Here is a 22,925-nt window from a genome sequence, read left to right on the forward strand (position 1 = left end):
CGACACCAGGCTTGCCCTTTGCGCACCGGTAACAAAATGCTGCAGCAACTGCCGCATAGAATACAGGGAAGATGCACGATTTGACTCATTAGTCACAGTCAATTATCGCCAAACCCCTGCCGCCACCGCGCGCCAGACACGAAAAAGCCCCGGCAGCATGGCGCTGGCCGGGGCTTTCCCGAGGCGGATCGCGATCAGAGCTTGTTGAACAGGCTCAGTTGCGAAATACGCGAGAAGGCCAGTTGCGAAGCTTCGAGCATGGCCTGCTGCAGGGTCAGCATGATCGAGGCGTCGGCCATGTCGGTGTTGCCGATGGCATCCTGGGTGACCTTGTTGGCCGTGCTCAGGCTGGTGTTTTCCTGGCGCTGGATATCGAGCGAGTTGCCACGGGCACCGATCGAACCACGGGTGATATCCACCTGCTCGCGGGCACTGGCCAGGTTGGCCACAGCCGAGGCTACGGCGTTCTTGATGGCGGTATTGTCGCCCGAGGTGCCTGGCGGCGCATCCAACGCCGCACGCAGCTGGCTGATGGTCTCCAGCACGCTCTGGTTCTGGTGGTTGTTGGCATTGACCGCGAACTGGTCACCCGTCTGCGGCGTACCGGATACCTGGTAGGTCACCCCCGCCACCGTCAGCGACGGCGCGGTGAAGGTACCGCTGGCAACGGGTTTGCTGTCCGCAGTCAAAGGCTGGGCATAGAACTCGTAGGTGTTGGCACCGGTGAACTTGATCACCGCCCCATCGCTCGGGAAGGTACTGCTGTAGGCGGCCGGGTCGGTCACGGCGCCGCTGGTGACCTGCGCACTGGACGGGTTGCCGGCACCACGCACGGTCGTGAGCGTATCGGGGCGGGCCTGCACGCTGAACTCGCGGCCAGCGAAGACGGCATTGGCATCATCGCCTTCTTTCAGCGAGGCGGTGATCTCGAACTCGACGCCGCGCAGCGCGATACGATTGCCACCCTCGGCCTTACTGTCGAAGGTGCCATTGGTGGGCGTCTCGGCAGTGATGTCGTTACCCAGAGCATCGGTCACCGTGTACTGGGTGGCGCTGGTGAAGGTGATCTTGTACGGCTGGCCGGCGGTGAAGCTGCTGTTGTAGGTGTTGTTCGAGGTCAGCAGGCCCGGCGAGAGCGCGACCTTGCCGTCATCGACCGGCGGCGTCACCAGGGTGGACTGGGTACGGCTCTTGTTCTTGGCCGAATCGAAGATGCTGAAGCCGGTGTCGTTGGTCGCCAGGCTCAGGGTGTCGGACACCTGCAGGCTCAGCTGGGTCTGGTCGCCCTGGTAGCTGTAGGTACCATCGGCATTGCGCACATAGGGTGGCGACGAGGTCTTGGTGCCACCGAACATGTAGTCGCCGTTGGCATCGCGCGAATTGAGCAGGCCGAAGATGTTGGCTTCGATCTCCTTGAGCTCGCTGCTGATGGAGAGGCGATCAGCATCGGTCACGCCAGCGCCACCGGCACGCAGGGCCAGCTCGCTGGCGCGCTGCATGGCATCGTTGATGGTGCTCAGCACGCTCTCTTCCTGCAGCAGCGAGTTGTTCACCGTGGTCATGTTGCCGTCGTATTGCTTGAGCAGCGCTTGCTGCTGTTGCAGCAGGAGCAGGCGCGCGGCGCCGACCGGATCGTCGGCAGCGGTCTGGATGCGCACGCCGCTGTCGATCTGCGTCTTGCTCTTCATCAGGTCAGCGAAGTTCTTGGTGTAGCTACTGGCGCTCGACTCATAGAACTGAGCGGTGGAAATACGCACGATGGCTACTCCTTACAATGCGTTGATCAGGATGCTGAAGGTTTCCTGCGCCGCCTTGATGATCTGCGACGACGCGGTGTAGTAGTGCTGGAACTTGATCAGGTTGGCCGCCTCATCGTCCAGGTTGACACCGGAAACCCCGTTGCGGCTTTCCTTGGCCGCATCGAGCACGGCCTTGGTCGCAACGGTATCGATTTTGGCCTGGTTGGCCTTGGCCCCGACCCGCTCGACCAGCGAGGCATAGGCCGAGGTGAAGCTGGAGCCGCCGCCGGAGTTCACACCGACGGTGGATTTGGTTTGCAACCCCAGCAGCGCCTGGGCGTTGCGGTTGTCGGACTTGCCGTCGGCATTGAAGCCAAAGGTAAAGCTGTCGTTGGTCGCCGGGCTGCCGCCGACGGTGGTCTCGACGCTGAAGGTCCGCGGGTTGCCGCTACCATCGAGGATCGGCGCACCGCTGGCATCGCGCATCGGCACATTGATGGTCAGCTTGTTGTCCTGACCGGGCACGATGGTGCCTGTGCCGATGGAGTTACCCTTGGAGTCATACAGGGTGTAGCCCTGCGTACCCCCGCTGGCGGCCTGGAACACCATGCGTACCGGCATGGAATGCTTGATCGAATCCTGGATCAGCGCAGTGTCGGCGCCACCATAGATATCCAGCTTGGCTCCCAGGTTTGGCTGGGTGATGGTGCCGGAGCCGGTATTGCCACTACCCACAACGCCATTGATCGGCCCGGCGAAGGCGAGCTTGTTGGCATCGGTAAGAACGGTGTTGATGGACCCTGCCGCAGAGCGCGTCGGGCTCACCTTGAAGCTGTCCCCGGCAGCCAGGCCGCCACCATTCAGTTTCAGGGTGAAGCCGTCGATCACCGGCGGCGGCGTGGTGGTCAGGTCGAAGTTGCCCATGTCGGTGCCGTCGGAACGGCGCACGCTGTACTGGTTGGGGCCGGTGAACTTGACTTCGTAGTCGTAGGTGGTGAGCGCGCCGCTGTTGGCGATGGTGACATCCAGGTTGCCGGAGCCTGCGCTGTTGTTCGCGGAGGCCAGGCTGCGCTGGCTGATCGCCAGGGCGCTGTTGATGCTGGAGAACAGCGCGCTGCCGAACTGCGCGTTGGCATCCAGGCCCTGCCCCAGCTGGCTGTTGATGCTGTCGGCCACCACCAGGGCGACACGTCCCAGCTCGTTCATCGACGGGGTGAGCACGTCGTTGCGGTAGCGCAGCAAGCCACCGATCTGCCCGCCGGTGACCACCGAGGTGACATCCGAGGAGAAGGTCGGGTAGTTGATCTGCAGGCTGTACTGGCTCTGGTCCGCGGCGCTCGGCACGGCGCTCAGGGTATTGGCGCGGTTGCCGGTGACCAGCGACTGGCCGTTGCCCAGATACACGTCGTAGTTGCCGTCACGCTCCTGCACGGTGACGCCGACCAGCTCGTTGAGCTGGCGTACCGCTTCGCTGCGGGCGTCGAGCAGGTTGTTCGGCGAGGCGCCGGAGGCCGACAGCTGGGTGATCTGCTTGTTGAGATCAGCGATGCTCGAGGTCAGCTTGTTGACCTGGCCCGACAGGGTGTCCAGCTGGCTGTTGATGCTGTCGTTCTGCTTGCTCATCTGGCTGGAGATGGCATTGAAACGGTTGCTCAGGGTCTGCGCCTGGGTCAGCAGCAACTGGCGCGAGGCGACGTCGCTGGGTTTGGCCGAAGCGGTCTGCAGGGCCGAGAAGAACGCGGTCAGCACCGAGCTGATACCGGTGTCGCTTTCGGCCAACAGCTTGTCGATGCCGGTGATCTGATCCTGGAACGCCGCCGCATCGGTATTCAACGAGGTGGAGGTCTGCAGTTGATTGTCCAGGTAGGCGTTGTAGATACGACGCACATCCGACAACGTGGTACCAGTGCCGACGAAGCCCGTGCCGATATTGTGCGACGGCCCCGTGGTCTGGATGGTCTGCTGACGCGAGTAACCCGAGACGGCCGCGTTGGCGATGTTGTTACCGGTGATGGACAGCGCGGTCTGGCTGGCATTCAGGCCGGAAAGCCCGATCGAGATCAGAGACATGCTTCAATCCTTATAGATTCGTGTTAGTGCCGGCCATGGCGTATTCCTGGGTTGGCCGCAGCTGCCGGGCAATGCTGATGATCTTGCGGGCGTAGTCCGGATCGGTAGCGTAGCCAGCCTTCTGCAGCTCTCTTGCAAACTGTTCCGGGTTATCGGCGGCGCCGACGGCATCTTTATAGCGGTTGTTGTTCTGCAACAGGCTGACCAGATCGTGGAAGCTGTCCTGGTAGGAGTCGTAGGAACGGAACGCCGCCGTCTCCTTGACGAACTGCCCACCACGGAACTCGCTGGTGATCGCCCGTGCCTCGCCACCCTGCCAGTTACCGGTGGCCTTGATGCCGAACAGGTTGTGGCTGCTACTGCCGTCGGGATTGCGCATGACCGACTTGCCCCAACCAGTTTCCAGAGCAGCCTGGGCCACCAGGTAGCGCGGGTCGATACCGATGCGCTTGGCCGCCTGCTCGGCCATCGGCAGCATGGTGGCGACGAAAGCATCGCTGTCGCTGAACGCCTTGCTCGGCGCCAGCGGCGGCTGGGCCACGGCCCGGCCGAGAATGCGCACACCCTCGCGCGGCGCGGCGAACGTCTGCGCCGGCTGCCAGTCGCCCCGGGCGACGCCGGCGAGCGTGGGGCCACTGCGACCGGGCAGGGCCGTGTCGTTGCCCGCGGCGCCGACACCGGCGGCGGACGGCACGATCCCAGCCAGCAATCGGTCGGTCAGCTTGCCCGGCAAGGCCAGGCGCCGAGAATTGAGGGCAGCGACGTCGTTGCGCCCGGCAGCGGGCTGCTCGCCGTGCACCGGCGCGGCCACGCGACTGCCCCAGAGCACCGGGGCGGCACCGTCGATGCGCGGGAACGGGCTGGAGTTCACGCTGTGCTTCTGCTTGCTGAGCTGACGCACCAGCACATCCTGCAGGCCGATGCCGCCACCCTGACGGGACATGCTCACCGCCAACTGCTGGTCGTACATGTCACGGTACTGCTTGACCGTGTCGCTGTTCATCGGGCTGTCTTCGTCGGCCATCACATCGGTGGCCTTGCGCGACGCCTTGAGCATCTCGCTGACGAACAGCGACTCGAATTCCTGGGCCACCTTGCGGATGTTGCCCTCGCTGTCGCGATCGCCAGCTTTGAGCGAACTCAACCGATTGAGGTCGGTGAAGGCGCCGCTGTCGGACGCGCCGGAGATCAGGCTTTTCGGATTCATCCCAGGCGTCCTCAGATCACGATCAGGTCGGCTTGCAACGCACCGGCCTGTTTCAGGGCTTCGAGGATCGCCATCAGGTCGCTCGGCGCCGCGCCGACCTGGTTCACCGCGCGGACGATCTCATCCAGCGTGGTGCCCGGGCCGAACTTGAACATCGGCTTGGCTTCCTGCTCGGCATTGACCCGCGAGCGTGGCACCACGGCGGTCTGGCCGTTGGAGAACGGCCCCGGCTGGCTGACGATCGGGTCTTCGGTGATGGTCACGGTCAGGCTGCCGTGGGTCACCGCCGCCGGCGAGACCTTGACGTTCTGGCCGATGACGATGGTGCCGGTGCGCGAGTTGATGATGACCTTGGCCACAGCCTGCCCCGGATCGATCTCCAGGTTCTCGAGAATGGACAGGTAGTCCACTCGCTGGCTCGGGTCCATCGGCGCGGTGACCCGCACCGAACCACCATCGACGGCCTGGGCCACGCCCGGGCCAAGCAGCTCGTTGACCTTGTCGACGATGCGCTTGGCGGTGGTGAAGTCCGGGCGATTGAGGTTCAGGGTGAGACTGTTGCCCTGGTTGAAGCCACTTGGCACCGCGCGCTCGACCGACGCGCCACCGGGAATACGACCGGCCGACGGGACGTTGACGGTGATCTTCGAGCCATCACGGCCTTCGGCGTCGAATCCACCGACCACCAGGTTGCCCTGGGCGATGGCGTAGACGTTGCCGTCGATACCCTTGAGCGGCGTCATCAACAGGCTGCCGCCGCGCAGGCTCTTGGAGTTGCCGATCGATGACACCGTGATGTCGATCACCTGGCCCGGCTTGGCGAAGGCCGGCAGGTCGGCATGCACCGACACCGCGGCAACGTTTTTCAACTGCACGTTGCCCGATCCTGGCGGCACCTTGATGCCGAACTGCGACAGCATGTTGTTGAAGGTCTGCAGGGTGAACGGGGTCTGGGTGGTCTGGTCACCGGTACCGTTCAGGCCCACCACCAGGCCGTAGCCGATCAGCTGGTTGGCCCGCACGCCGGAAATGCTGGCGATATCCTTCAAGCGCTCGGCGTGGGCGCCGAAGGCACAGGACAGAAGTAGTGTCGCGGCAATCAACCGCCTAGCGTTGAACATGGTCATCCGTACTCAGAAAGGCCAGAGCGGGCTGATGAAGAAGCGGTCCAGCCAACCGGGCTGGCTGGCATCGGCAAACGAGCCGGTGCCCGAATAGGTGATGCGCGCGTCGGCCACGCGGGTGGACGGCACGGTGTTGTCGGTGGCGATGTCGTCGGCACGCACCAGGCCAGCAATGCGCACCAGCTCTTCGCCGGTGTTCAGCGTCATCCACTTCTCGCCACGCACGGCGATAATGCCGTTGGGCAGCACCTCGGCCACGGTAACGGTGATCGAGCCGGTCAGGGTGTTGCCCTGGGTGGCCTTGCTGTCACCTTTGGTGGAGCGGTCACCGCTGTAGCCGGCCTCCAGGGTGAGGTCGCCACTGCCCAACGGGTTGTTGGTGTTCGGCACGGTACCGAACAGTGAGGTCAGACCGAGGTTGGCCTTGCTGTTCTTCTGGATCTGGGAACCTGCGTTCTTGCTCGCCGAGGTGCGCTCGTTGAGGGTGATGGTGATGATGTCACCGACCCGAAACGCCTTGCGATCGGTATACAGGCCCTGCTCGAAACCGGCCTGGTAGATCGAGCCGTTGTTGGCCGCTGCCGGCAACGGGGTGCGCGGCAGGACCGGCGCGTAGTACGGATCGTTGGGCTTGGGCGTCGGTGCGACGCAACCGGCCAACGATACCGCCCCCCCCAGGGCGAAAACGGACAACAGACGTTTCATGACGCTTACCTCTAAGCAAAACAGGCGCTGCAACAGCGAGCGAATGGTCAGCGGCCCGCACCCGGCGGGCCGCCAGGGGTTACAGCTGCTGGGTGACGAACGACAGCATCTTGTCGGCGGCGGAGATGACCTTGGAGTTCATCTCGTAGGCGCGCTGGGTGGTGATCATGTTCACCAGCTCTTCGACGGTGCTGACGTTGGACGCTTCCAGGGTCTGCTGCTCGGTGGTGCCGAAGCCGTTCAGGCCCGGGGTGCCGACCTGCGGCGCGCCGCTGGCGGCGGTCTCCAGGAACAGGTTGCCACCGATCGCCTGCAGACCGGCCGGATTGATGAAGTCGGCGGTCTGGATGTTGCCGATGACCTGCGCGGCCGGGTTGCCGACGGTGGTGATCGACACGGTGCCGTCCTTGCCGACGGTGAACGTCTGCGCGTCTGGCGGCACGACGATGGCCGGCTCCAGGGCAAAGCCGTTGGCGGTGACGATCTGGCCGTCGGAGTTCAGGTGGAAGGTACCATCGCGAGTGTACGACACGGTGCCGTCGGGCTGCAGGATCTGGAAGAAACCGCGACCGTTGACCGCCATGTCCAGCGGGTTTTCAGTGGTCTGCAGGCTGCCGGCATTGAAGCTCTTCTGGGTGCCGACGATGCGCACACCGGTACCGACCTGCAGGCCCGAAGGCAGCTCGCTGTCCTGGGTGGACTGCGCGCCAGGCTGGCGCTTGATCTGGTAGAGCAGGTCCTGGAACTCGGCACGATCACGCTTGAAGCCGGTGGTCGAGACGTTGGCCAGGTTGTTGGAGATGACCGCGAGGTTGGTGTCCTGGGCGGACAGGCCGGTTTTAGCGACCCAAAGAGCCGGAAGCATTTAATGTTCTCCTCGTGCGCCTGTTTTACGGCACCCGTTCAAATGTAATTAGCCGATTTGCAAAACCCGAGCCATGGCTTCATCGCCTTCCTTGGCCGCGTTCATCATCTTGACGTGCAGTTCGAACTGACGGGACAGCGCCAGCACCGAGGTCATTTCCTCGACGGCGTTGACGTTGCTCGACTCCAGGAAACCCGAGACCACCCGCACGTTGACATCGGCGTCGGCAGGCTGGCCACTGGTGGTGTGGATCATGCCGTCCAGGCCCTTGGTAAGCCCCTTGATATCCGGATTGACCAGCTTGATCCGGTCGACCTCGGCCATCACCCGCGGATCCTCGCCCATGGCGCGGATGCTGATGGTGCCGTCGTCGCCGACCTCGACCTTCTGCTCCGGCGGAATGGCGATGGGACCGCCATTGCCGATCACCGGCATGCCGTTGCCGGCACGCAGCACGCCCAGGGCGTCGATGTTCAGGCTGCCAGTACGCACGTAGGCTTCGCTGCCGTCCGGCGCCTGCACGGCGATGAAGCCCTTGCCGGCAACCGCCACATCCAGCTCGCGACCGGTCTCGACCAGCGCGCCTTCGCTGAAATCGGTGGCCGGGCGCTCGGTCATGGCGAAGGCGCGTGCCGGAAAGCTGTCGCCGAACACCGGCATCGAACGCGCCTGCTCCAGGTCACGCTGGAAGCCGTTGGTGGAAACGTTCGCCAGGTTGTTGGCATGGGCCTTCTGCGCCAGCGCGTTCTGGCTGGCGCCGGTCATGGCCACGTAAAGCATCTTGTCCACAGCATCTCCTCTACGCGAACCTTGCCGCGCTATCGTTGGCAAGGGTAAAGCAAATATCGAACCAAGCTTACGCAACCCTTTTAGTACGGGGTATTCAGGGCCACGCCAAGGCAAAAAGCGTCAGTTTGTCGGCGAATGTTTGCCGCAGGCGGCAACCCCCCGTCAGTTGTTCCGACACGCGCCATTGTTGTAAGGCCCGGAATGACGCTTCCAGCCCTCGCCCGGATCGGTGGCCGAGCACATGTAGCGCCCGGTCGCCAGGCTTTGCCACTGATACCAGGGCGCCGGCGCGGCGCGCAGCGAGAGCGCGATCAGCAGTGCGCCCGCCACCGCCACGAGCATCGACAGTTTCTTCATGGCTTTGCCCTCCGCTGTGCCAGACGTGAAAAAGCCCCCGCAAGCAGGGGCTTTTTCACGCCACGATCATCAGGTCATCTGGATGATGGTCTGCATGATGGTGCTTTCGGTGGAAATGGTCTTGGCGTTGGCCTGGTAGTTGCTCTGCGCCTTGATCAGGTTGACCAACTCGCCGGTCAGGTCGACGTTGGAGTCTTCCAGGGAACTGCCCGCGATACGACCCAGGGTACCGGTGTCCGGCTCGCCGATGATCGGCACGCCCGAAGCGTAGGACTCTTTCCAGGCGGTGGCGCCGACCGGGGTCAGCCCCTGCAGGTTGGCGAAGTTGGCGATCACCACCTGACCGATGACCTTGTTCTGGCCATTGGTGAAGTTGGCGAACATGTTGCCGCTCTGATCCACGGTCAGGCCGGCGAGCTCACCGGTGGCATAGCCATCCTGGTCCTTGGCCGTGGTGGCCGAGGCCGCGTTGTACTGAGTGGTGGCCAGCATGTCCAGGGTGACGCCGCCAGTGCGCGCGGTGGCACCGTTGCCTACCCAGGTACCCGCGGCATTCTTCTCGGCCGGCACCCAGTTGGTCAGCTGGAAGGTCTTGTCGGCAGCGACGGTCAAGCCGTCTGCGACCGGCCCGGCAGCCATTGCGGCGGTATCCAGCTTGCCTGCCGAGGTGAACGGCAGCTTGTTCTCCAGCGGATCTGTCAAGGTGGGGTCGGCTGGATTGCGACCATCGATGGTGGTGTACATGGTCCAGGAGTTGGTACCGGCATCCTTGACGAAGTACTGGTTCATCTGGTGTTCGTTGCCCTGGCTGTCGTAGACCGGGGTATTGAAGGTGTAGTTGTAGCTTTTGACATTGGTCGGATCGAACGGCGCAACCGTCGGCGCTGCGTCGCTGGAGTTCAGGTTGACCGTTTCGGAAATGCGACCCGTCGGCTTCGGCGACAGGTTCGAGGTATCGATCTTCAGGTTGGTCAGCGACCCCTGGATGACCTTGCCGTTTTCATCCACCGGATAACCCTGCAGGTTGGCGCCGTTGGCGTTGACCACGTAGCCTTCCTTGTCGCTGTAGAAGGCGCCGGAGCGGGTATAGATACGCGAGCCGTTGTCATTCAGGGCAAAGAAACCGTTGCCGTCGATGGCCATGTCCAGCGCCTGGCCGGTGCCATTGATGTTGCCCGGGTTGAACATCTGCGAGACCGCCATGGTCTTCACGCCGCTGCCCACCTGGGTCTTGCCGCCGGCGGTGCCACGGATGGACTGCGAATACTGGTCGCCGAACTCGGCGCGCGACGATTTGAAACCGGTGGTGGCGACGTTGGCAATGTTGTTGCCGGTAACGTTCAGAGCCTTGTTCGCCGCGTAGAGACCGCTAAGGCCGATATTGAAAGACATTTACTCGCTCCTTGTGCCGATGCTGCGGCGTTAGATTCCGATGGTGGTTACTTTGGAGATGCCGACTTTGCCGATACCGGCCAGGTCGAGCATCATCTCGCTGCCGTTCTGGAAGCTGACACTGTTGACCTTGGCCGGCAGCAGCGTGGCCAGCGTCTTGGCCTTGCCGTCGACCTTGGTCTCGGCACTGAAGGTATAGGTGCCCGGCTCGACCGCCTCGCCCTTCTCGTTCTTGCCGTCCCAGATGAAGTCGGCGGTACCGGCCTTGCGCGCCCCCAGGTCGATGGTCTTGACCACGTTGCCATCCTTGTCCTTGATGGTTACCTTGCCCTCGGTGATGTTCGACGGCACCACGACCTGGCCATTGAAGCTCTTGGTGGTGTCGACCACCGCCTTGTCGCTCGCCACGATCACCGAGCGGCCGACCAGCGAGGTGGCCTGCAGCGCCTGGGACGAACCGATGCCGGTGAGGATGCCGTCGACCGACTCCTTCAGCGACTGGATGCCCTCGAGGCTGCTGAACTGGGCCAGCTGCGCGACGAACTCGCCGTTGTCCTGGGGATCCAGCGGGTTCTGGTTCTTCATCTGCGTCACCAGCAACTGCAGGAACGCATCCTTGCCCAGCGCGCTGCCGGCCTGGCCGGTGCTGGCGTTGTTCTTGTTGGCAGGCTTCTGCAGCGAATCCAGATAGCCGCTGCCGACCTTGGTATCGGTATTGGTGGTAGTCATTACGGCTCCCTGCTTACTGACCCAGGGTCAGCACTTTCTGCATCATGTTCTTGGCGGTGTTCATCAGCTCGGCGTTGGTCTGGAACGCGCGACTGGCGGAGATCATGTCGGCCATCTCCTCGACCACGTTGACGTTCGGGTAGTAGACGTAGCCGTCCTTGTTCGCCGCCGGGTGGTTCGGCTCGTAGCGGGCCTCGAGGTTGCTCTGGTCCTCGATGATGCCCTTGACCTGGACGCCCTGCCCCGCCTCGCCCTGATCCTCGAACAGCGACTGGCCCGCGCCGCCCTGGGCCTGCTGGAAGGTGGTGGCGAACACCGGATGACGAGCGCGGTAGGTCTGGTCGATGCTCGAGGACACCGTCTCGGCGTTGGCGATGTTCGAAGCGACGGTGTTAAGGCGCGTATTCTGCGCGCTCATGCCGCTACCGGCGATATTGAAGACACTGGCAAGGGACATGGTCACTCTCCACGCAGGGCCGATACCAGCCCTTTGAATTTACTGTTGAGCAGGGTGAAGCTGGCCTGGAAGCCAACGGCGTTTTCGGTGTAGTTCGATTGCTCGATCTGCGCGTCCACGGTGTTCTGGTCGATCGACGGCTGCATCGGGGTGCGGTACTGCAACGTGTCGTCCATCATCGCCAGGCCTTCGGCCTCGATGTGACGGCTGTTGGTGCGGTCCAGGGCGATGCGTCCGTTCTGCTGCTTGTCGGCCTCGGCGGCGAGCACCGACGAGAAGTCCATGTCGCGCGCCTTGTAGTTCGGCGTGTCGGCGTTGGCGATGTTGTTGGCCAGCACCTCGGCACGCTGGGCGCGAAAGCCCAGCGCCTTTTCGTGGATGCCGAGCGCTTTGTCGAAGCTGATGCTCATATCGGGGAAACCTTCGGAGGTTGACCAGAGTTTCGTTGGCTTAGGCTTTAGCAAGGGCTGTGCCAACCACCACAACCCCGATAAACAGGGGCCCAACGGGCTCAGCACAGGATGGGCATGCCAGAAAAGCGGCAAAGTGCTTCCGCTTCGAACGCAACAAGCGGCAATTGCCAGGCGGCAAAAGCGGCAAAACAAAAAATTGACGTCAAACAATAATGACCATTAGCCATTATTCGCGGTAGGATTCGCGTCCTGCGCAGCGCTGTGGCACGAAGCCACCCTTCTCGAAAGCCAATGGTTTCTACCCACGCATGGATGCGCGACGACTTTTTACTGTTTTCCAAGGATAGAAGCCGTGGCTTTGCCAACCTTCCGCAAGACCCTCCTTACACTGGCCATCAGCGCTGCGCCCCTGCCCTCCCTGGCTCAGACCGTCACCCTGAACGACAGTGGATTTCGCAGCGAACACCAGGTCATCAACGACGACCTGGCGTTTGCCGGCAGCTTCACCGGCCAGGACAAGAGCGCCATCCACCTGTTCGACACCCGGGTCATGGGTGACCTCACTTTCAACAGCACCGTCAACGACAACGACCAGACGGTCATCGCCACGACACATGACAGTGATGGTATCCACCTCGCCAGCAGCAACCTGAGCGGGGAACTGCTCCAACTCGGCAACGTCAAGACCAGCAGCAGTGGTGGTGCGGCCCTGCGTCTGCGGGCCAGCATCCTGGACGGCGACCTGCGTAACCTGGGCCAGCTCAAGTCCACCGCTGGCGCCTTCGCAGTCAGCGGCGTGCAGAACCACGGTATTGACCTGGCCTCCCCCAACACCGGCACCACGCTGATCAGGGGCGACGTGATCAATGCCGAGGGGGCGCTCATCGAGGCTTCCTCGCCTGTAGCGCGCGCCATCAACGTGGCCGGCGCCAACCTGGAGGGCAAGGTCATCAACCGCGGCACCATCCGTGCGAGCGGCAGCAACGCCATCGGCATCCTGGCCAGCTCCAGCCCCGACAGTCGCGGGATCAGTGCCGTGCTTGCCGGCGTCCAGAACCACGGCGAGCTCTTTGCCAGCAGCGAGGGCATCTTGCTCGATGGCGCGACCCTGACCGACACGTTCGGGCAGCATGTCGTCAACACCGGCCGGGTCACAACCAGCGGCACCGCTATCAGGATCGGCAATGTCGCCCTCGATGGTCCTGGCATGCAGCCCTGGCAGAAGGCCAATGGCGACCTCAACATCTACAACAGCGGCGGTATTTGGGCCGACGTCGCCATCGACGCCAGCGCGAGCAACCATCCGGTCGAACTGATCCTGCGCGAAGGCAGCGAGACCTATGGCACCCTGAGCGGAATAGCCAACATCGAAGTCGAGGGCGACAGCACCTACGGCACCACCGTCATCAACCGCGGGAGTGCCGACATCCGCCTGGTGAACGATGGCTGGATCGATGTCGGCAGCGCCGGCGATCCTGCCGTCACGCTCCACTTCGACTCCGACCACACCCGCATCGACGGCAACCTGCGCGTGGCCGACAACTCGGCGATGGGCCTGCTGCTCTCCGAGATGACCATCCCCAACGAGGCGATCGTCAGGGTCAGCGGCACCACGGAATTCGGCCAGAACACCAGGATCGCCCTGACCCCCGAAGGCGATGATTTCCAGGCCGGCGGCACGCGCTACCTGCTGCTCGAGGCCGGCCAGGTGAAGGTGCTCGACGCCAGCGGCACCCCCAAGGTCGTCAGCACCTCGGTGATGCTCAACGTCACGAGCAGCACCCTCGAGGACAACAAGGTCTATGCCGTCGTCAGCACCCAGCCCACCGAGCGCCTCGAACAGATCGTGGCCGGGCAAGGGGGCGACAGCAACGCGCGTCAAGCCCTGGGCAACCTGGCCGAGTCCGGCCTGCTGGCACGCCTGGGCAAGCAGGATCCGCTGTTCCTCGCTGCCGCCGGCGCCGACGAGGCTCGACTGGCCAGGCTCGCCGAGCAACTGGCACCGGACGTCAGCGACGGCGCCCGCCAGGCCGCCATGGCCAGCCAGCGACTGATCGGCAACGCCATCGCCAGCCGCTCCAGCAGCCTGCGCGCCCCTCACGCCAGCGAAGCACGCCGCGCCTCCGGCGTGTGGATGCAGTCGCTGTACAGCGACGCCAGCCAGCAACAGCGCGATGACATTGCCGGCTACAACGCCTACAGCCGCGGCATGGCGGTCGGCGCCGATGCCCAGCTTGACGACCAGTTCACGCTCGGCGCGACCTACAGCCTCATCGACAGCGACATCAACAGCCAACGCGGCAACAAGACCCAGGTACAGAGCCATGCCTTCTCGCTGTATGGCATCTACACCCTGGACAACTACTTCGTCGACGCCAGCTTGACCTACGGCATCAACGACAACGAAGGCAAGCGCGAGATCGCCGGCACCCGGGCCAAGTCGGACTATGACAGCAACCTACTGGGCCTGAACCTGGTGGGCGGCTACAGCTGGCAGCTGAATCCGCGACTGCTGGTCGAACCACGCCTGGCGGCGCGCTACACCCGCGTCGACATCGACAGCTTCAACGAGAAAGGCTCGTCGGCCGCGCTCAAGGTCGAGGCACAACGCTACGAGGCCATCGAACTGGGCGTCGGCGTGCTCGTGGCCAGCCAACTGCCGCTCGGCGCCGGCACCCTGGAGCCGCAACTGAAGATGATGGCGTATCACGACTTTGCCGCCGACCCTGTGCAGAACACCGCGACCTTCGTGCTTGGCAGCACACCCTTCGTAAGCCACGGCGCCAGCGTGGCGCGCAACAGCTACGAGGCCGGGCTGGGTGCGGACTACAAGCTGGGTGCGGTGAGCGTCGGCGTCAGCTATGACTACGTGGGCAAGTCGGGCTTCGATGCCGACGTGTTCTCGGCCAGGCTGCGCTACGCGTTCTGACACGCCATCACAGGCAAGCCCGCAGCGAAAACAAAAAGGCCGGTATCGCAGGATACCGGCCTTTTTTCGCCCAGCCTTACTTGGCCTGGTAGATGATCCCCGGGCTGCACTGGACCATCTGGTAGTGGTCCGGCAGGCCGTTGAGCGCCTCGGACGCGCCAAGGAACAGGTAGCCACCAGGCTTGAGGGTGCCGTGAATGCGCATAAGGATGTCCTTCTTGACCTGGGCCGAGAAGTAGATCAGCACGTTGCGGCAGAACACGATGTCGAATTTGCCCAGCGGCGCATAGCTGTCGAGCAAGTTGTACGAACGGAACTCGACGCGACTGCGGATCGGCGGCTTGACCGCCCAGCGCCCCGGCCCCTTGGGGTCGAAGTAGCGCTGCAGGCGCTCCTGTGACAGGCCACGGGCAATGGCCAGGCTGTCGTACTCGCCAGTCTTGCAGTTGTTGAGCATGGCGCCGGACAGGTCGGTGGCGACAATCTGCGCGCCCATCTTCAACTGGCCGAGGTTGGTGCGCTCGAACTCGTCGATCGACATCGAGATCGAATACGGCTCCTGCCCCGACGAACAGGCCGCCGACCAGATGCGCAGGCGCTGGCCCGGATTGTTCTTGATGAACTCCGGGATCACCTTGCTCTTGAGCACTTCGAACGGGTAGGTGTCGCGAAACCACAGCGTCTCGTTGGTGGTCATGGCATCGACCACCTGCTCGCGCAAACCACTGCGTGGCTGGGTCTGGATGCGCTGCACCAATTCGCCCAGCGACTTGATGCCCTGTTGCTCCATCAGCTTGTTGAGACGGCTGGAGACCAGGTACTGCTTATTCTCGCCCAGCAGGATGCCACAGGCTTTCTCCAGGAAGACCCGGAACTGTTCGAAATCCAAATTACCCGTAGACAATGCTGCCGCCTCTTCTTAAATCGCTAGCGCCGGGGACGGGCCCCGGCCGTTTCAATGACTCGCCTTGATCCGATCGACCACGCGCTGGGCAAGGTCGTCCGGCCTGAACTTGGCCAGGAAGTCATCAGCACCGACCTTCTTGACCATCGCCTGGTTGAATACCCCGGACAGCGAAGTATGCAGGCAGATGTGCAGCTTTTGCATACGCGGATCGCTGCGGATCTCCGCCGTGAGGGTATAGCCGTCCATTTCCGGCATTTCAATATCCGAGATCATCATGAGGAACTCTTCCTCCGGACGCTTGCCCTCGTCCACCAGCTTGCGCAGGTAGTCCAGGGCCTGGCGACCGTCGTTGAGCGCCACCACCTCGACCCCCACGGTCTGCAGGCAACGGCTCACCTGCTTGCGCGCCACCGACGAGTCATCGACCGTCAGCACCCGCAACATCACCGCCTTGTCCTGCACCTCGGCATCGATCACCCCCTCGGACACCGACTCGGACGACGGCGCCACTTCGGCCAGCACCTTCTCGACATCGATGATCTCGACCATGCGATTGTCGACCCGGGTCACGGCGGTCAGGTAGTGATCGCGCCCGGTGCCCTTGGGTGGCGGATGGATCTCTTCCCAGTTCATGTTGACGATGCGCTCGACCGAGTGCACCAGGAAGCCCTGGGTCTTGGTGTTGTACTCGGTGATGATCACGAAACTGTTGCGCGTTTCTTCCTTCAACTGCGGAAGGCCAGTGGCCATCGACAGGTCAAGGATCGGGATGGTCGCCCCCCGAATGTTGGCCACACCGCGCACCACCGGATGGGATCTGGGCAGCAGCGTCAGGTCCGGGCACTGCAGCACCTCCCGCACCTTGAACACATTGATGCCGTAGAGCTGATCGCCATTGAGGCGAAACAACAACAGCTCCAGGCGGTTCTGCCCCACCAGTTGCGTGCGCTGGTTGACCGAATCCATCACTCCAGCCATGCCAGACTCCTTCAACGATTGCCTAAGTACCGAATCGGCACGGGCTTTGCTTTTTTGAACGCCATGTACACGAAAACGACAAATTTCCGACGACTGACGCGCCTGCTGACCGGCTCACTGGCCGCCCTGTGCCTGCTGGCACCCGGCATTCGTACGCTGGCGGACTCTTTTACCTTGCCTGAACAGCTTATCGGTGTCACTCAGGGGTTTCTTGAGTTCACCGTAGAGGATTATCTGGCGACGACTCAAACCCCGGGCCGCTACGAAATCCAGGTCAATACCCTGGACCCGCGCCTGCGCATGCCCCAGTGCAGCCAGCAACTGGATGCCTCGCTGGAGAGTTCGACGCCGCTCGGGCGGGTCACGGTACGGGTACGCTGCGACAGTGCCGCGCCCTGGACGGTGTTCGTCCCGGCACAGGTCCGCCTGCTGCGCGATGTGGTGGTCATGACGCGCCCCCTGAAGCGCGAAAGCGTGGTGGCCGAAGGCGATGTGGCCATGCGCGAGCGCGATGTCGGCAGCCTCGGTCCAGGCTACCTGACCCAGCTCGACCAGGCCGTGGGCATGAAGCTGCTGCGCCCCACTGTGCTCGACCAGGTACTGACGCAACAGCACCTGGAACAGGCCGAGGTGGTACGCAAGGGCGACCATGTGGTGATCATCGCCCGCAGCGGCAGCCTGAGCGTGCGCATGCCGGGCGAGGCACTGGACAAGGGCGGCCTGCAGACGCAGATCCGCGTGCGCAACCTGAATTCCAGGCGCGTGGTCAAGGCGCGGGTCACAGGCCCCGGCCAGGTCGAGGTGGCCATGTAACACACCGTGTCGGGATAATGACAGAACGCTGGCGATGTGGAACCGCGCGCCCTAAACTGTGTCACAAATCGGGTTGCGCACCTGTACCTGGAGGCCCTGATGCATTCACACCTAAAGTTTTGCTCAGGCTGGCCGAAAACCAGGCATGCGTCCTAATTCCCAGGGGTTCTGAACATGGTCATCGACTTCAGTCGTCTCAACAACTCTCCGTCCGTCACGGGCGGCGTTCGCGGCAATGCCGCGCCAGGCAACGCCGAAAAAGCCGGCGAAGCCAGTGAAGCGCCAAAGCGCGCCAATGCCAGCGGAGAAGCGGTACACCTGAGCCCAGAGGCCCAGCAATTGCAGAAGATCAGCGACAAGCTGCGCGATCAGCCGACCGTCAACAGTGCCCGCGTGGCCGAGTTGAAGCAGGCCATCGCAGACGGCAGCTACAAGGTCGATGCCGACCGGGTCGCCAGCAAACTGCTTGATTTCGAAGCCCAGCGCTGACCTTCAGGCGCGCTGACTTCAAGGACGCAATACGCCAAGAGTTAGCCATGCACGACACTACCCTGCTGCAACTGATTGAAAACGACATCGCGCCGACGCAGGAACTGCTCGAGCTTCTGCAGAACGAAGCGATAGCCTTGCACGGTCGGGACATGATGGCCCTGGAGCAAATCCTGGCCCGCAAGCAGTCGTTGATCATCTTGCTCGAGCAGCAGGGCAAGCGACGCAGCCAGCTGCTCCTCGAGCTCGGCCTGAGCGCCGACCGCGAAGGTGCCCAGGCGCTGGCCGCACAGTCGAGCAATGGCGAGGCCATCATGAGCCGGCTCGATGCACTGGGCGAGCTGATGGATGCCTGTCGGCAGGTCAACGAGACCAATGGCCGGATCATCCAGGTGCAACAACAGACCACGGCGAACCAGATCAGAATCCTTCAGGGTGGCGATTCTCCGTCGCTCTACGACAGCCGTGGCGGCACCTCGCCAATGGCCAAGCCCCGCGCACTCAGCCAAGTGTGATTAGTTCTATCTTATTTGTATCAAGACACGGAGCATACTGGCAAAATGCCGTAACTTGCGTGTGCCGTTTTGCCTGGAGATTGATAACCCGTGTTCAATGAATCCGATGCGCCCCAGCCACCAAAGGTGCTGACCACCCCTTTGGAGATCACGGCCAACTTGCGCCAGTTGCTGGATAGCCACGACCCGCTGATCATCAGCTTCCACGAGCGCAGCCAGCGGTTCCAGAGCTATGTGGTGCACGTCGACCGGGACAACGGCGTCCTGGCACTGGATGAAATGATCCCCCGCGATGGCGAAAAGTACATCGAGAACGGCGAGTCGTTCCGCGTCGAAGGCTTCCATGACGGCGTGCGCATCGCCTGGGAGTCCAGCACACCACTGACCATCACCGAGATCGACGGCCATCGCTGCTACCGCGGCCCACTGCCCGAGGAAGTGACCTATCACCAGCGTCGCAACGCCTTCCGCGCCGCGCTGAAGCTATCGCAACTGGTCGACATCATCCTCGACGGCGCCCACCTCAAGGGCAATGGCGCCCTGCGCGGCAAACTGCTGGACATCTCCGCCACCGGCTGCAAGCTGCGCTTCGACGGCAATGTCGAGGACCGCCTGCAACTGGGCCAGGTCTACGAGCGCTTCAAGGCCGGCAACCCGCTGGGCCTGACCGACACCCTGGTAGAACTGCGTCACCTGCACTTCGAGGAACGCATCAACACCACCTTCGCCGGGGTGCGCTTCCATAACCTCAACGGTCAGGCTCAGCGCAAGATCGAGAGTTTCGTCTATCAACTGCAACGCGAGGCACGGCGGTTCGACAAAGACGACTATTGAGCGTTGCCAGGACATGACAAACGCCACCCCATGGGTGGCGTTTTGCATTCAGCGAGTAGCTGACTTACTCGTCTCGCTTTCCCGCTCCATGCCGGTCTCCTCTTCGGTATCTTCCGCCGCCACCGGCGCCTGCATCACCTCCTGCACGGTCTGCTCATCGACACGAGGGTCAAGGGCCGCCGACAAGGGCGAGCCCGCCGCCGGCATGGCCACGTGCCCAAGCGGCGCATCCTGGACCTGGTGCAGCCCGGTGACTGCCTTGGGCCGGATACGCCAGACCAGCACCAGGGCGAAGAATACGAAGAAGGCATACAGCATCTGCGCGCCCAGCAGCTTCATCAGCACCCCGGCCGCCAGCGGCCCGATGCAGGCGCCCACGCCATAAGTGACCAGCAGCATGGCGGTCAACGAGACCCGCCGCTCGCTCTCCACATGGTCGTTGGAGAACGCCACTGCCAGGGGATACAGACAGAACTGCAGCAGCGAAATGACGAAACCGACGCCGAACAACAGCGCCAACGGCACACCCGGCAGGATCGCCAGCGGCGCCGAGGCCAGGGCCAGGCCGATCGCCACGCCACGTATCAGCACGGCGCGATCATAGCGGTCGGACAACCAGCCCAATGGCCACTGCACGAGCAGGCCGGCGAAAATGCAACTGCCCATGAACAGGCCGATCTGCTCGGTGGAAAGCCCCTGGCTGGACGCATACAGGGGCGCCAAGCCATAGAACGAACCGACGATCAGACCCGAGCCAAGTACCGTGGACAGCGACTGCGGCACACGCTTGATGAAAAACTTCGGTTCCATCGGCGCCGGCCGCAACGGCGCGGGGTGGATGCGCCTGGTCATGGCCACGGGCACCAGGCACAGGGCAAAGCACATCGCCACCAGCATCAGCAACTCAGGCCCAAGCTGCGGATGCACCACCAGGATCAACTGGCCAAGCACCAGCCCCAGATAGGAAGCGATCATGTAGCCGCTGAACACCGCGCCGCGATGCTTGGCATCGGCCTGCTCGTTGAGCCAGCTCTCGATGACCATGTACTGGCACATCATCCCCAGGCCGACGATCATGCGCAGCCCGACCCAGGCCGGCAGCCAGCTGGTCAGCCCGTGCCCGAGCACCGCCGCGCCGACGATGCCGGCACAGGTGGCATAGGCGCGGATATGCCCGACCCGGCCAATCAGCCGGTGCCCGACCTTGCCGCCTACCGCCAGGCCGAAGTAGTTGGCCGCCATCAGCGCACCGATCCACAGGCTGTCGACATGGTCGGCGGCCAGCCGCAGGGCCAGGTAGGTACTGAGCAGACCCGAACCGATCAGCATCATCAGGGCGGCGAAGTACAACGACTGAAACGGCTTCCAGATATTTCGCATACGTCCCGTCAAGCTCCTTGATCTGGTGGCGCGAGGATGCTGCCAAGCATAAAAGCAAATCCACCACGGCGCAGGCCCCCGGCGGCGAAATCGGCCGCCGGGGGCGCATCCAGTAGCGGTCGTGTCGCGCTCAGGCTTGCGCGGCCAGCACGCGGCGCTCCCAGGGCGTGATCTCATCGAAGAAATCGCTCAGCTCCAGGGTCTTGGTGGCGATGTAGCCTTCGATGAACTCCCTGCCGAACAGTTCCCGCGCCAGGTTGCTGCGCTTGAGACGCTCCAGCGCGGCGTGCAGCGTACAGGGCAGGCTCAGGTGCTCGGGCACCTCGAACTCGCCCTGGATCGCCGGCGTTGGCGCGATCTGCCGCTCGATGCCATGCAGGCCGGCGGCAAGGCTCGCGGCGAGTGCCAGGTAGGGGTTGGCGTCGGCACCCGGCAGGCGGTTCTCCACCCGCCGGGCCGCAGGTGAGCTGGCCGGGATGCGCAGGCCCGCGGCGCGATTGTCCTCGGACCAGCAGGCGTTGTTCGGCGACGCATAGGGGTGGCACAGACGCTGGTAGGAATTGACGTTCGGCGCGAACAGCACGGTGAAGTCGGCCAGGCAGGCCTGCAGGCCACCGATGAAATGGTGGAAGGTGTCGGTCGCCCTGCCCTGCTCGTCGCTGAATACATTGCGCCCGCTGGCGCTGTCGACCAGGCTCTGGTGGATATGCATCGAGCTGCCGGGCGTGTGCGCCAGCGGCTTGGCCATGCACACCACGGTCAGGCCATGCTTGAGCGCGACCTCCTTGAGCAGGTGCTTGAACAGGAAGGTCTGGTCGGCCAGCAGCAACGGGTCACCGTGCAGCAGGTTGATCTCGAACTGGCTTACGCCCATCTCGTGCATGAAGGTGTCACGCGGCAGCCCCAACGCCGCCATGCAGCGGTACACCTCGTTGAAGAACGGACGCAGACCGTTGTTGGAGCTGACGCTGAAGGCCGAGTGACCCAATTCCCGACGCCCGTCCTTGCCCAGCGGCGGCTGGAATGGCTGGGTCGGGTCGCTGTTGGCGGCAAACACGAAAAACTCAAGCTCTGTCGCCACCACCGGCGCCAGCCCGCGCTCGGCATAGCGGGCGATTACCGCCTTGAGCTGGCCACGACTGGACAGCCCCGAGGGCGTGCCATCGAGTTCCACCGCGTCGCAGATTGCCAGGGCCCGAGGCTCGTCGCTCCAGGGCAGGCGGTGGATCTGTGAAGGCGCCGCCACCAGCGCCAGATCGCCGTCGTCGCTGCCATAGAATTTGGCCGCCGGGTAACCGCCCATGATGCACTGCAGCAGGACCCCACGGGCCATCTGCAGGCGGCGGCCCTCGAGGAAACCCTCTGCGGTCATCACCTTGCCGCGAGGCACGCCGTTAAGGTCGGGGGTGACGCATTCGATTTCATCGATGCCCTTGAGGAGCGCTGCCTGGGTGCGCGGGCCTTCGGTCGTCATGACGCTGTCCTTCTTGTTGTGTTCGCATGCCGGGAATGGCGACGCACACAACATAGGCCGGGGGTGTTTAAAATATCAAGCACCCCAGGCACCTTGCCCGGATCATTGCTCGCGCAGGGTCATGCCATTGGCCGGCAACGGCAGCGCGGTCTTGTAGCGCACCTGCTTCAGCGCAAAGCTGGAGCGAATGTTCGCCACCCCGGGCAAGCGCGTGAGGTAATCGAGGAAGCGCTCCAGCGCCTGGATGCTCGGCAGCAGCACCCGCAGCAGGTAATCCGGATCCCCGGTCATCAAGTAGCACTCCATGACCTCCGGCCGTTCGGCAATCTCCTCCTCGAAACGGTGCAGCGACTGCTCCACCTGCTTCTCCAGGCTGACGTGGATGAACACATTCACATCCAGCCCCAGCGCCTCGGGCGATAGCAACGTGACCTGCTGGCGGATCACCCCCAGCTCCTCCATGGCCTTGACCCGGTTGAAGCACGGCGTGGGCGACAGGTTGACCGAGCGCGCAAGCTCGGCGTTCGTGATGCGGGCATTTTCCTGCAGGCTGTTGAGGATGCCGATATCCGTTCGATCCAGTTTACGCATGAGAGAAATTGACCTGGTTTTTGTGTTTGTACGGAATGTTTATCTGCGCCGCCGGGCAAAGGCAATGAACTTGAGAGAAAAATTCTTTTGCCGTCCCCCTATGATGTAAAAAGACGCTGACCTGCCAGTCACAAGCAGGCAGTCAGCAGCGGCCGCTTCAAAGCTCAC

Annotated in this window: 22 protein-coding genes; 5 read left to right on the forward strand and 17 right to left on the reverse strand. The window is 63.2% G+C overall.

Annotated features, from left to right (window positions below; genetic code table 11):
• Window positions 1-194: 194 nt before the first annotated feature.
• From ACVWZ5_RS11235 to flgB, 12 genes are all read right to left on the reverse strand, one after another.
• Entirely contained in the window at window positions 195-1,757 is a 1,563-nt protein-coding gene (locus ACVWZ5_RS11235) for a flagellar hook-associated protein 3 (protein ID WP_062574751.1), read from the reverse strand.
• A gap of 12 nt (window positions 1,758-1,769) precedes the next feature.
• Window positions 1,770-3,809: a flagellar hook-associated protein FlgK gene (gene flgK, locus ACVWZ5_RS11240; RefSeq protein WP_062574752.1), complete on the reverse strand. Its 2,040-nt coding sequence runs from the start codon at window positions 3,807-3,809 to the stop codon at window positions 1,770-1,772.
• A 10-nt stretch (window positions 3,810-3,819) separates the two neighbouring features.
• Entirely contained in the window at window positions 3,820-5,016 is a 1,197-nt protein-coding gene (gene flgJ, locus ACVWZ5_RS11245) for a flagellar assembly peptidoglycan hydrolase FlgJ (RefSeq protein ID WP_457340613.1), read from the reverse strand.
• A gap of 11 nt (window positions 5,017-5,027) precedes the next feature.
• Entirely contained in the window at window positions 5,028-6,137 is a 1,110-nt protein-coding gene (locus ACVWZ5_RS11250) for a flagellar basal body P-ring protein FlgI (protein WP_028691033.1), read from the reverse strand.
• A gap of 12 nt (window positions 6,138-6,149) precedes the next feature.
• Window positions 6,150-6,845, reverse strand: a complete 696-nt coding sequence (gene flgH / locus ACVWZ5_RS11255) for a flagellar basal body L-ring protein FlgH (protein ID WP_028691034.1) — start codon at window positions 6,843-6,845, stop codon at window positions 6,150-6,152.
• Window positions 6,846-6,924: 79 nt separating this feature from the next.
• Window positions 6,925-7,710 (reverse strand): flagellar basal-body rod protein FlgG, encoded by a 786-nt coding sequence (gene flgG / locus ACVWZ5_RS11260; protein WP_028691035.1) that lies wholly within the window; start codon window positions 7,708-7,710, stop codon window positions 6,925-6,927.
• Window positions 7,711-7,758: 48 nt separating this feature from the next.
• Entirely contained in the window at window positions 7,759-8,499 is a 741-nt protein-coding gene (locus tag ACVWZ5_RS11265) for a flagellar basal body rod protein FlgF (protein ID WP_028691036.1), read from the reverse strand.
• Between the two features lie 162 nt (window positions 8,500-8,661).
• Window positions 8,662-8,856 carry a hypothetical protein gene (locus ACVWZ5_RS11270; RefSeq protein ID WP_062360681.1) on the reverse strand — a complete coding sequence of 65 codons (195 nt, stop codon included), beginning with the start codon at window positions 8,854-8,856 and terminating at the stop codon, window positions 8,662-8,664.
• 69 nt (window positions 8,857-8,925) lie between these two features.
• The gene (flgE, locus tag ACVWZ5_RS11275) at window positions 8,926-10,248 is read right to left on the reverse strand and encodes a flagellar hook protein FlgE (RefSeq protein ID WP_062574754.1); all 1,323 of its coding nucleotides are present in this window, start codon (window positions 10,246-10,248) and stop codon (window positions 8,926-8,928) included.
• 30 nt (window positions 10,249-10,278) lie between these two features.
• A complete protein-coding gene (flgD, locus tag ACVWZ5_RS11280) occupies window positions 10,279-10,977 on the reverse strand; it encodes a flagellar hook assembly protein FlgD (protein ID WP_084943246.1) in 699 nt (232 codons plus the stop codon).
• 13 nt (window positions 10,978-10,990) lie between these two features.
• Window positions 10,991-11,434: a flagellar basal body rod protein FlgC gene (flgC, locus tag ACVWZ5_RS11285; RefSeq protein WP_023629792.1), complete on the reverse strand. Its 444-nt coding sequence runs from the start codon at window positions 11,432-11,434 to the stop codon at window positions 10,991-10,993.
• Between the two features lie 2 nt (window positions 11,435-11,436).
• Window positions 11,437-11,844 carry a flagellar basal body rod protein FlgB gene (gene flgB / locus ACVWZ5_RS11290; protein WP_028691041.1) on the reverse strand — a complete coding sequence of 136 codons (408 nt, stop codon included), beginning with the start codon at window positions 11,842-11,844 and terminating at the stop codon, window positions 11,437-11,439.
• 355 nt (window positions 11,845-12,199) lie between these two features.
• Here flgB and ACVWZ5_RS11295 point away from each other — a divergent pair, with 355 nt between their 5' ends.
• On the forward strand, window positions 12,200-14,776 hold the full coding sequence (locus tag ACVWZ5_RS11295) for an autotransporter family protein (protein WP_230962606.1): 2,577 nt from the start codon (window positions 12,200-12,202) through the stop codon (window positions 14,774-14,776).
• Between the two features lie 76 nt (window positions 14,777-14,852).
• On the opposite strand, the gene cheR is transcribed toward ACVWZ5_RS11295, so the two are convergent.
• Together cheR and ACVWZ5_RS11305 are read right to left on the reverse strand one after the other, a co-directional pair.
• On the reverse strand, window positions 14,853-15,680 hold the full coding sequence (gene cheR, locus ACVWZ5_RS11300) for a protein-glutamate O-methyltransferase CheR (RefSeq protein WP_062574756.1): 828 nt from the start codon (window positions 15,678-15,680) through the stop codon (window positions 14,853-14,855).
• Between the two features lie 51 nt (window positions 15,681-15,731).
• Entirely contained in the window at window positions 15,732-16,661 is a 930-nt protein-coding gene (locus tag ACVWZ5_RS11305) for a chemotaxis protein CheV (protein WP_028691043.1), read from the reverse strand.
• A 63-nt stretch (window positions 16,662-16,724) separates the two neighbouring features.
• On the opposite strand from ACVWZ5_RS11305, the gene flgA reads away from it, so the two are divergent.
• The 4 genes from flgA to ACVWZ5_RS11325 all read left to right on the forward strand — a co-directional run bounded on the left by flgA (window position 16,725) and on the right by ACVWZ5_RS11325 (window position 19,312).
• Window positions 16,725-17,474, forward strand: a complete 750-nt coding sequence (gene flgA / locus ACVWZ5_RS11310; RefSeq protein ID WP_062360676.1) for a flagellar basal body P-ring formation chaperone FlgA — start codon at window positions 16,725-16,727, stop codon at window positions 17,472-17,474.
• A 174-nt stretch (window positions 17,475-17,648) separates the two neighbouring features.
• Window positions 17,649-17,963: a flagellar biosynthesis anti-sigma factor FlgM gene (gene flgM, locus ACVWZ5_RS11315; protein WP_028691045.1), complete on the forward strand. Its 315-nt coding sequence runs from the start codon at window positions 17,649-17,651 to the stop codon at window positions 17,961-17,963.
• Between the two features lie 47 nt (window positions 17,964-18,010).
• Window positions 18,011-18,478 (forward strand): flagella synthesis protein FlgN, encoded by a 468-nt coding sequence (locus ACVWZ5_RS11320; RefSeq protein ID WP_028691046.1) that lies wholly within the window; start codon window positions 18,011-18,013, stop codon window positions 18,476-18,478.
• Between the two features lie 90 nt (window positions 18,479-18,568).
• Window positions 18,569-19,312 carry a flagellar brake protein gene (locus tag ACVWZ5_RS11325; RefSeq protein WP_062574757.1) on the forward strand — a complete coding sequence of 248 codons (744 nt, stop codon included), beginning with the start codon at window positions 18,569-18,571 and terminating at the stop codon, window positions 19,310-19,312.
• A 48-nt stretch (window positions 19,313-19,360) separates the two neighbouring features.
• Here the strand turns inward: ACVWZ5_RS11325 and ACVWZ5_RS11330 are convergent, their stop codons facing one another.
• The 3 genes from ACVWZ5_RS11330 to bkdR form a co-directional block, all read right to left on the reverse strand.
• Window positions 19,361-20,692 carry an MFS transporter gene (locus tag ACVWZ5_RS11330; RefSeq protein WP_062574758.1) on the reverse strand — a complete coding sequence of 444 codons (1,332 nt, stop codon included), beginning with the start codon at window positions 20,690-20,692 and terminating at the stop codon, window positions 19,361-19,363.
• Window positions 20,693-20,822: 130 nt separating this feature from the next.
• On the reverse strand, window positions 20,823-22,064 hold the full coding sequence (locus ACVWZ5_RS11335; protein ID WP_172402440.1) for a glutamine synthetase family protein: 1,242 nt from the start codon (window positions 22,062-22,064) through the stop codon (window positions 20,823-20,825).
• A gap of 204 nt (window positions 22,065-22,268) precedes the next feature.
• Window positions 22,269-22,757: a Bkd operon transcriptional regulator BkdR gene (gene bkdR, locus ACVWZ5_RS11340; protein ID WP_028691050.1), complete on the reverse strand. Its 489-nt coding sequence runs from the start codon at window positions 22,755-22,757 to the stop codon at window positions 22,269-22,271.
• Window positions 22,758-22,925: the final 168 nt, after the last annotated feature.

This window comes from Pseudomonas sp. TE6283 (genome assembly GCF_054060555.1).

Coding starts and splice junctions, on each gene's coding strand:
- flgK (WP_062574752.1), bottom strand. CDS start 3,809: ATGTCTCTGATCTCGATCGGGCTTTCCGGCCTGAATGCCAGCCAGACC.
- flgJ (WP_457340613.1), bottom strand. CDS start 5,016: ATGAATCCGAAAAGCCTGATCTCCGGCGCGTCCGACAGCGGCGCCTTC.
- ACVWZ5_RS11250 (WP_028691033.1), bottom strand. CDS start 6,137: ATGTTCAACGCTAGGCGGTTGATTGCCGCGACACTACTTCTGTCCTGT.
- flgH (WP_028691034.1), bottom strand. CDS start 6,845: ATGAAACGTCTGTTGTCCGTTTTCGCCCTGGGGGGGGCGGTATCGTTG.
- flgG (WP_028691035.1), bottom strand. CDS start 7,710: ATGCTTCCGGCTCTTTGGGTCGCTAAAACCGGCCTGTCCGCCCAGGAC.
- ACVWZ5_RS11270 (WP_062360681.1), bottom strand. CDS start 8,856: ATGAAGAAACTGTCGATGCTCGTGGCGGTGGCGGGCGCACTGCTGATC.
- flgE (WP_062574754.1), bottom strand. CDS start 10,248: ATGTCTTTCAATATCGGCCTTAGCGGTCTCTACGCGGCGAACAAGGCT.
- flgD (WP_084943246.1), bottom strand. CDS start 10,977: ATGACTACCACCAATACCGATACCAAGGTCGGCAGCGGCTATCTGGAT.
- flgC (WP_023629792.1), bottom strand. CDS start 11,434: ATGTCCCTTGCCAGTGTCTTCAATATCGCCGGTAGCGGCATGAGCGCG.
- flgB (WP_028691041.1), bottom strand. CDS start 11,844: ATGAGCATCAGCTTCGACAAAGCGCTCGGCATCCACGAAAAGGCGCTG.
- ACVWZ5_RS11305 (WP_028691043.1), bottom strand. CDS start 16,661: ATGGCTGGAGTGATGGATTCGGTCAACCAGCGCACGCAACTGGTGGGG.
- flgA (WP_062360676.1), top strand. CDS start 16,725: ATGTACACGAAAACGACAAATTTCCGACGACTGACGCGCCTGCTGACC.
- flgM (WP_028691045.1), top strand. CDS start 17,649: ATGGTCATCGACTTCAGTCGTCTCAACAACTCTCCGTCCGTCACGGGC.
- ACVWZ5_RS11320 (WP_028691046.1), top strand. CDS start 18,011: ATGCACGACACTACCCTGCTGCAACTGATTGAAAACGACATCGCGCCG.
- ACVWZ5_RS11330 (WP_062574758.1), bottom strand. CDS start 20,692: ATGCGAAATATCTGGAAGCCGTTTCAGTCGTTGTACTTCGCCGCCCTG.
- ACVWZ5_RS11335 (WP_172402440.1), bottom strand. CDS start 22,064: ATGACCGCAGAGGGTTTCCTCGAGGGCCGCCGCCTGCAGATGGCCCGT.
- bkdR (WP_028691050.1), bottom strand. CDS start 22,757: ATGCGTAAACTGGATCGAACGGATATCGGCATCCTCAACAGCCTGCAG.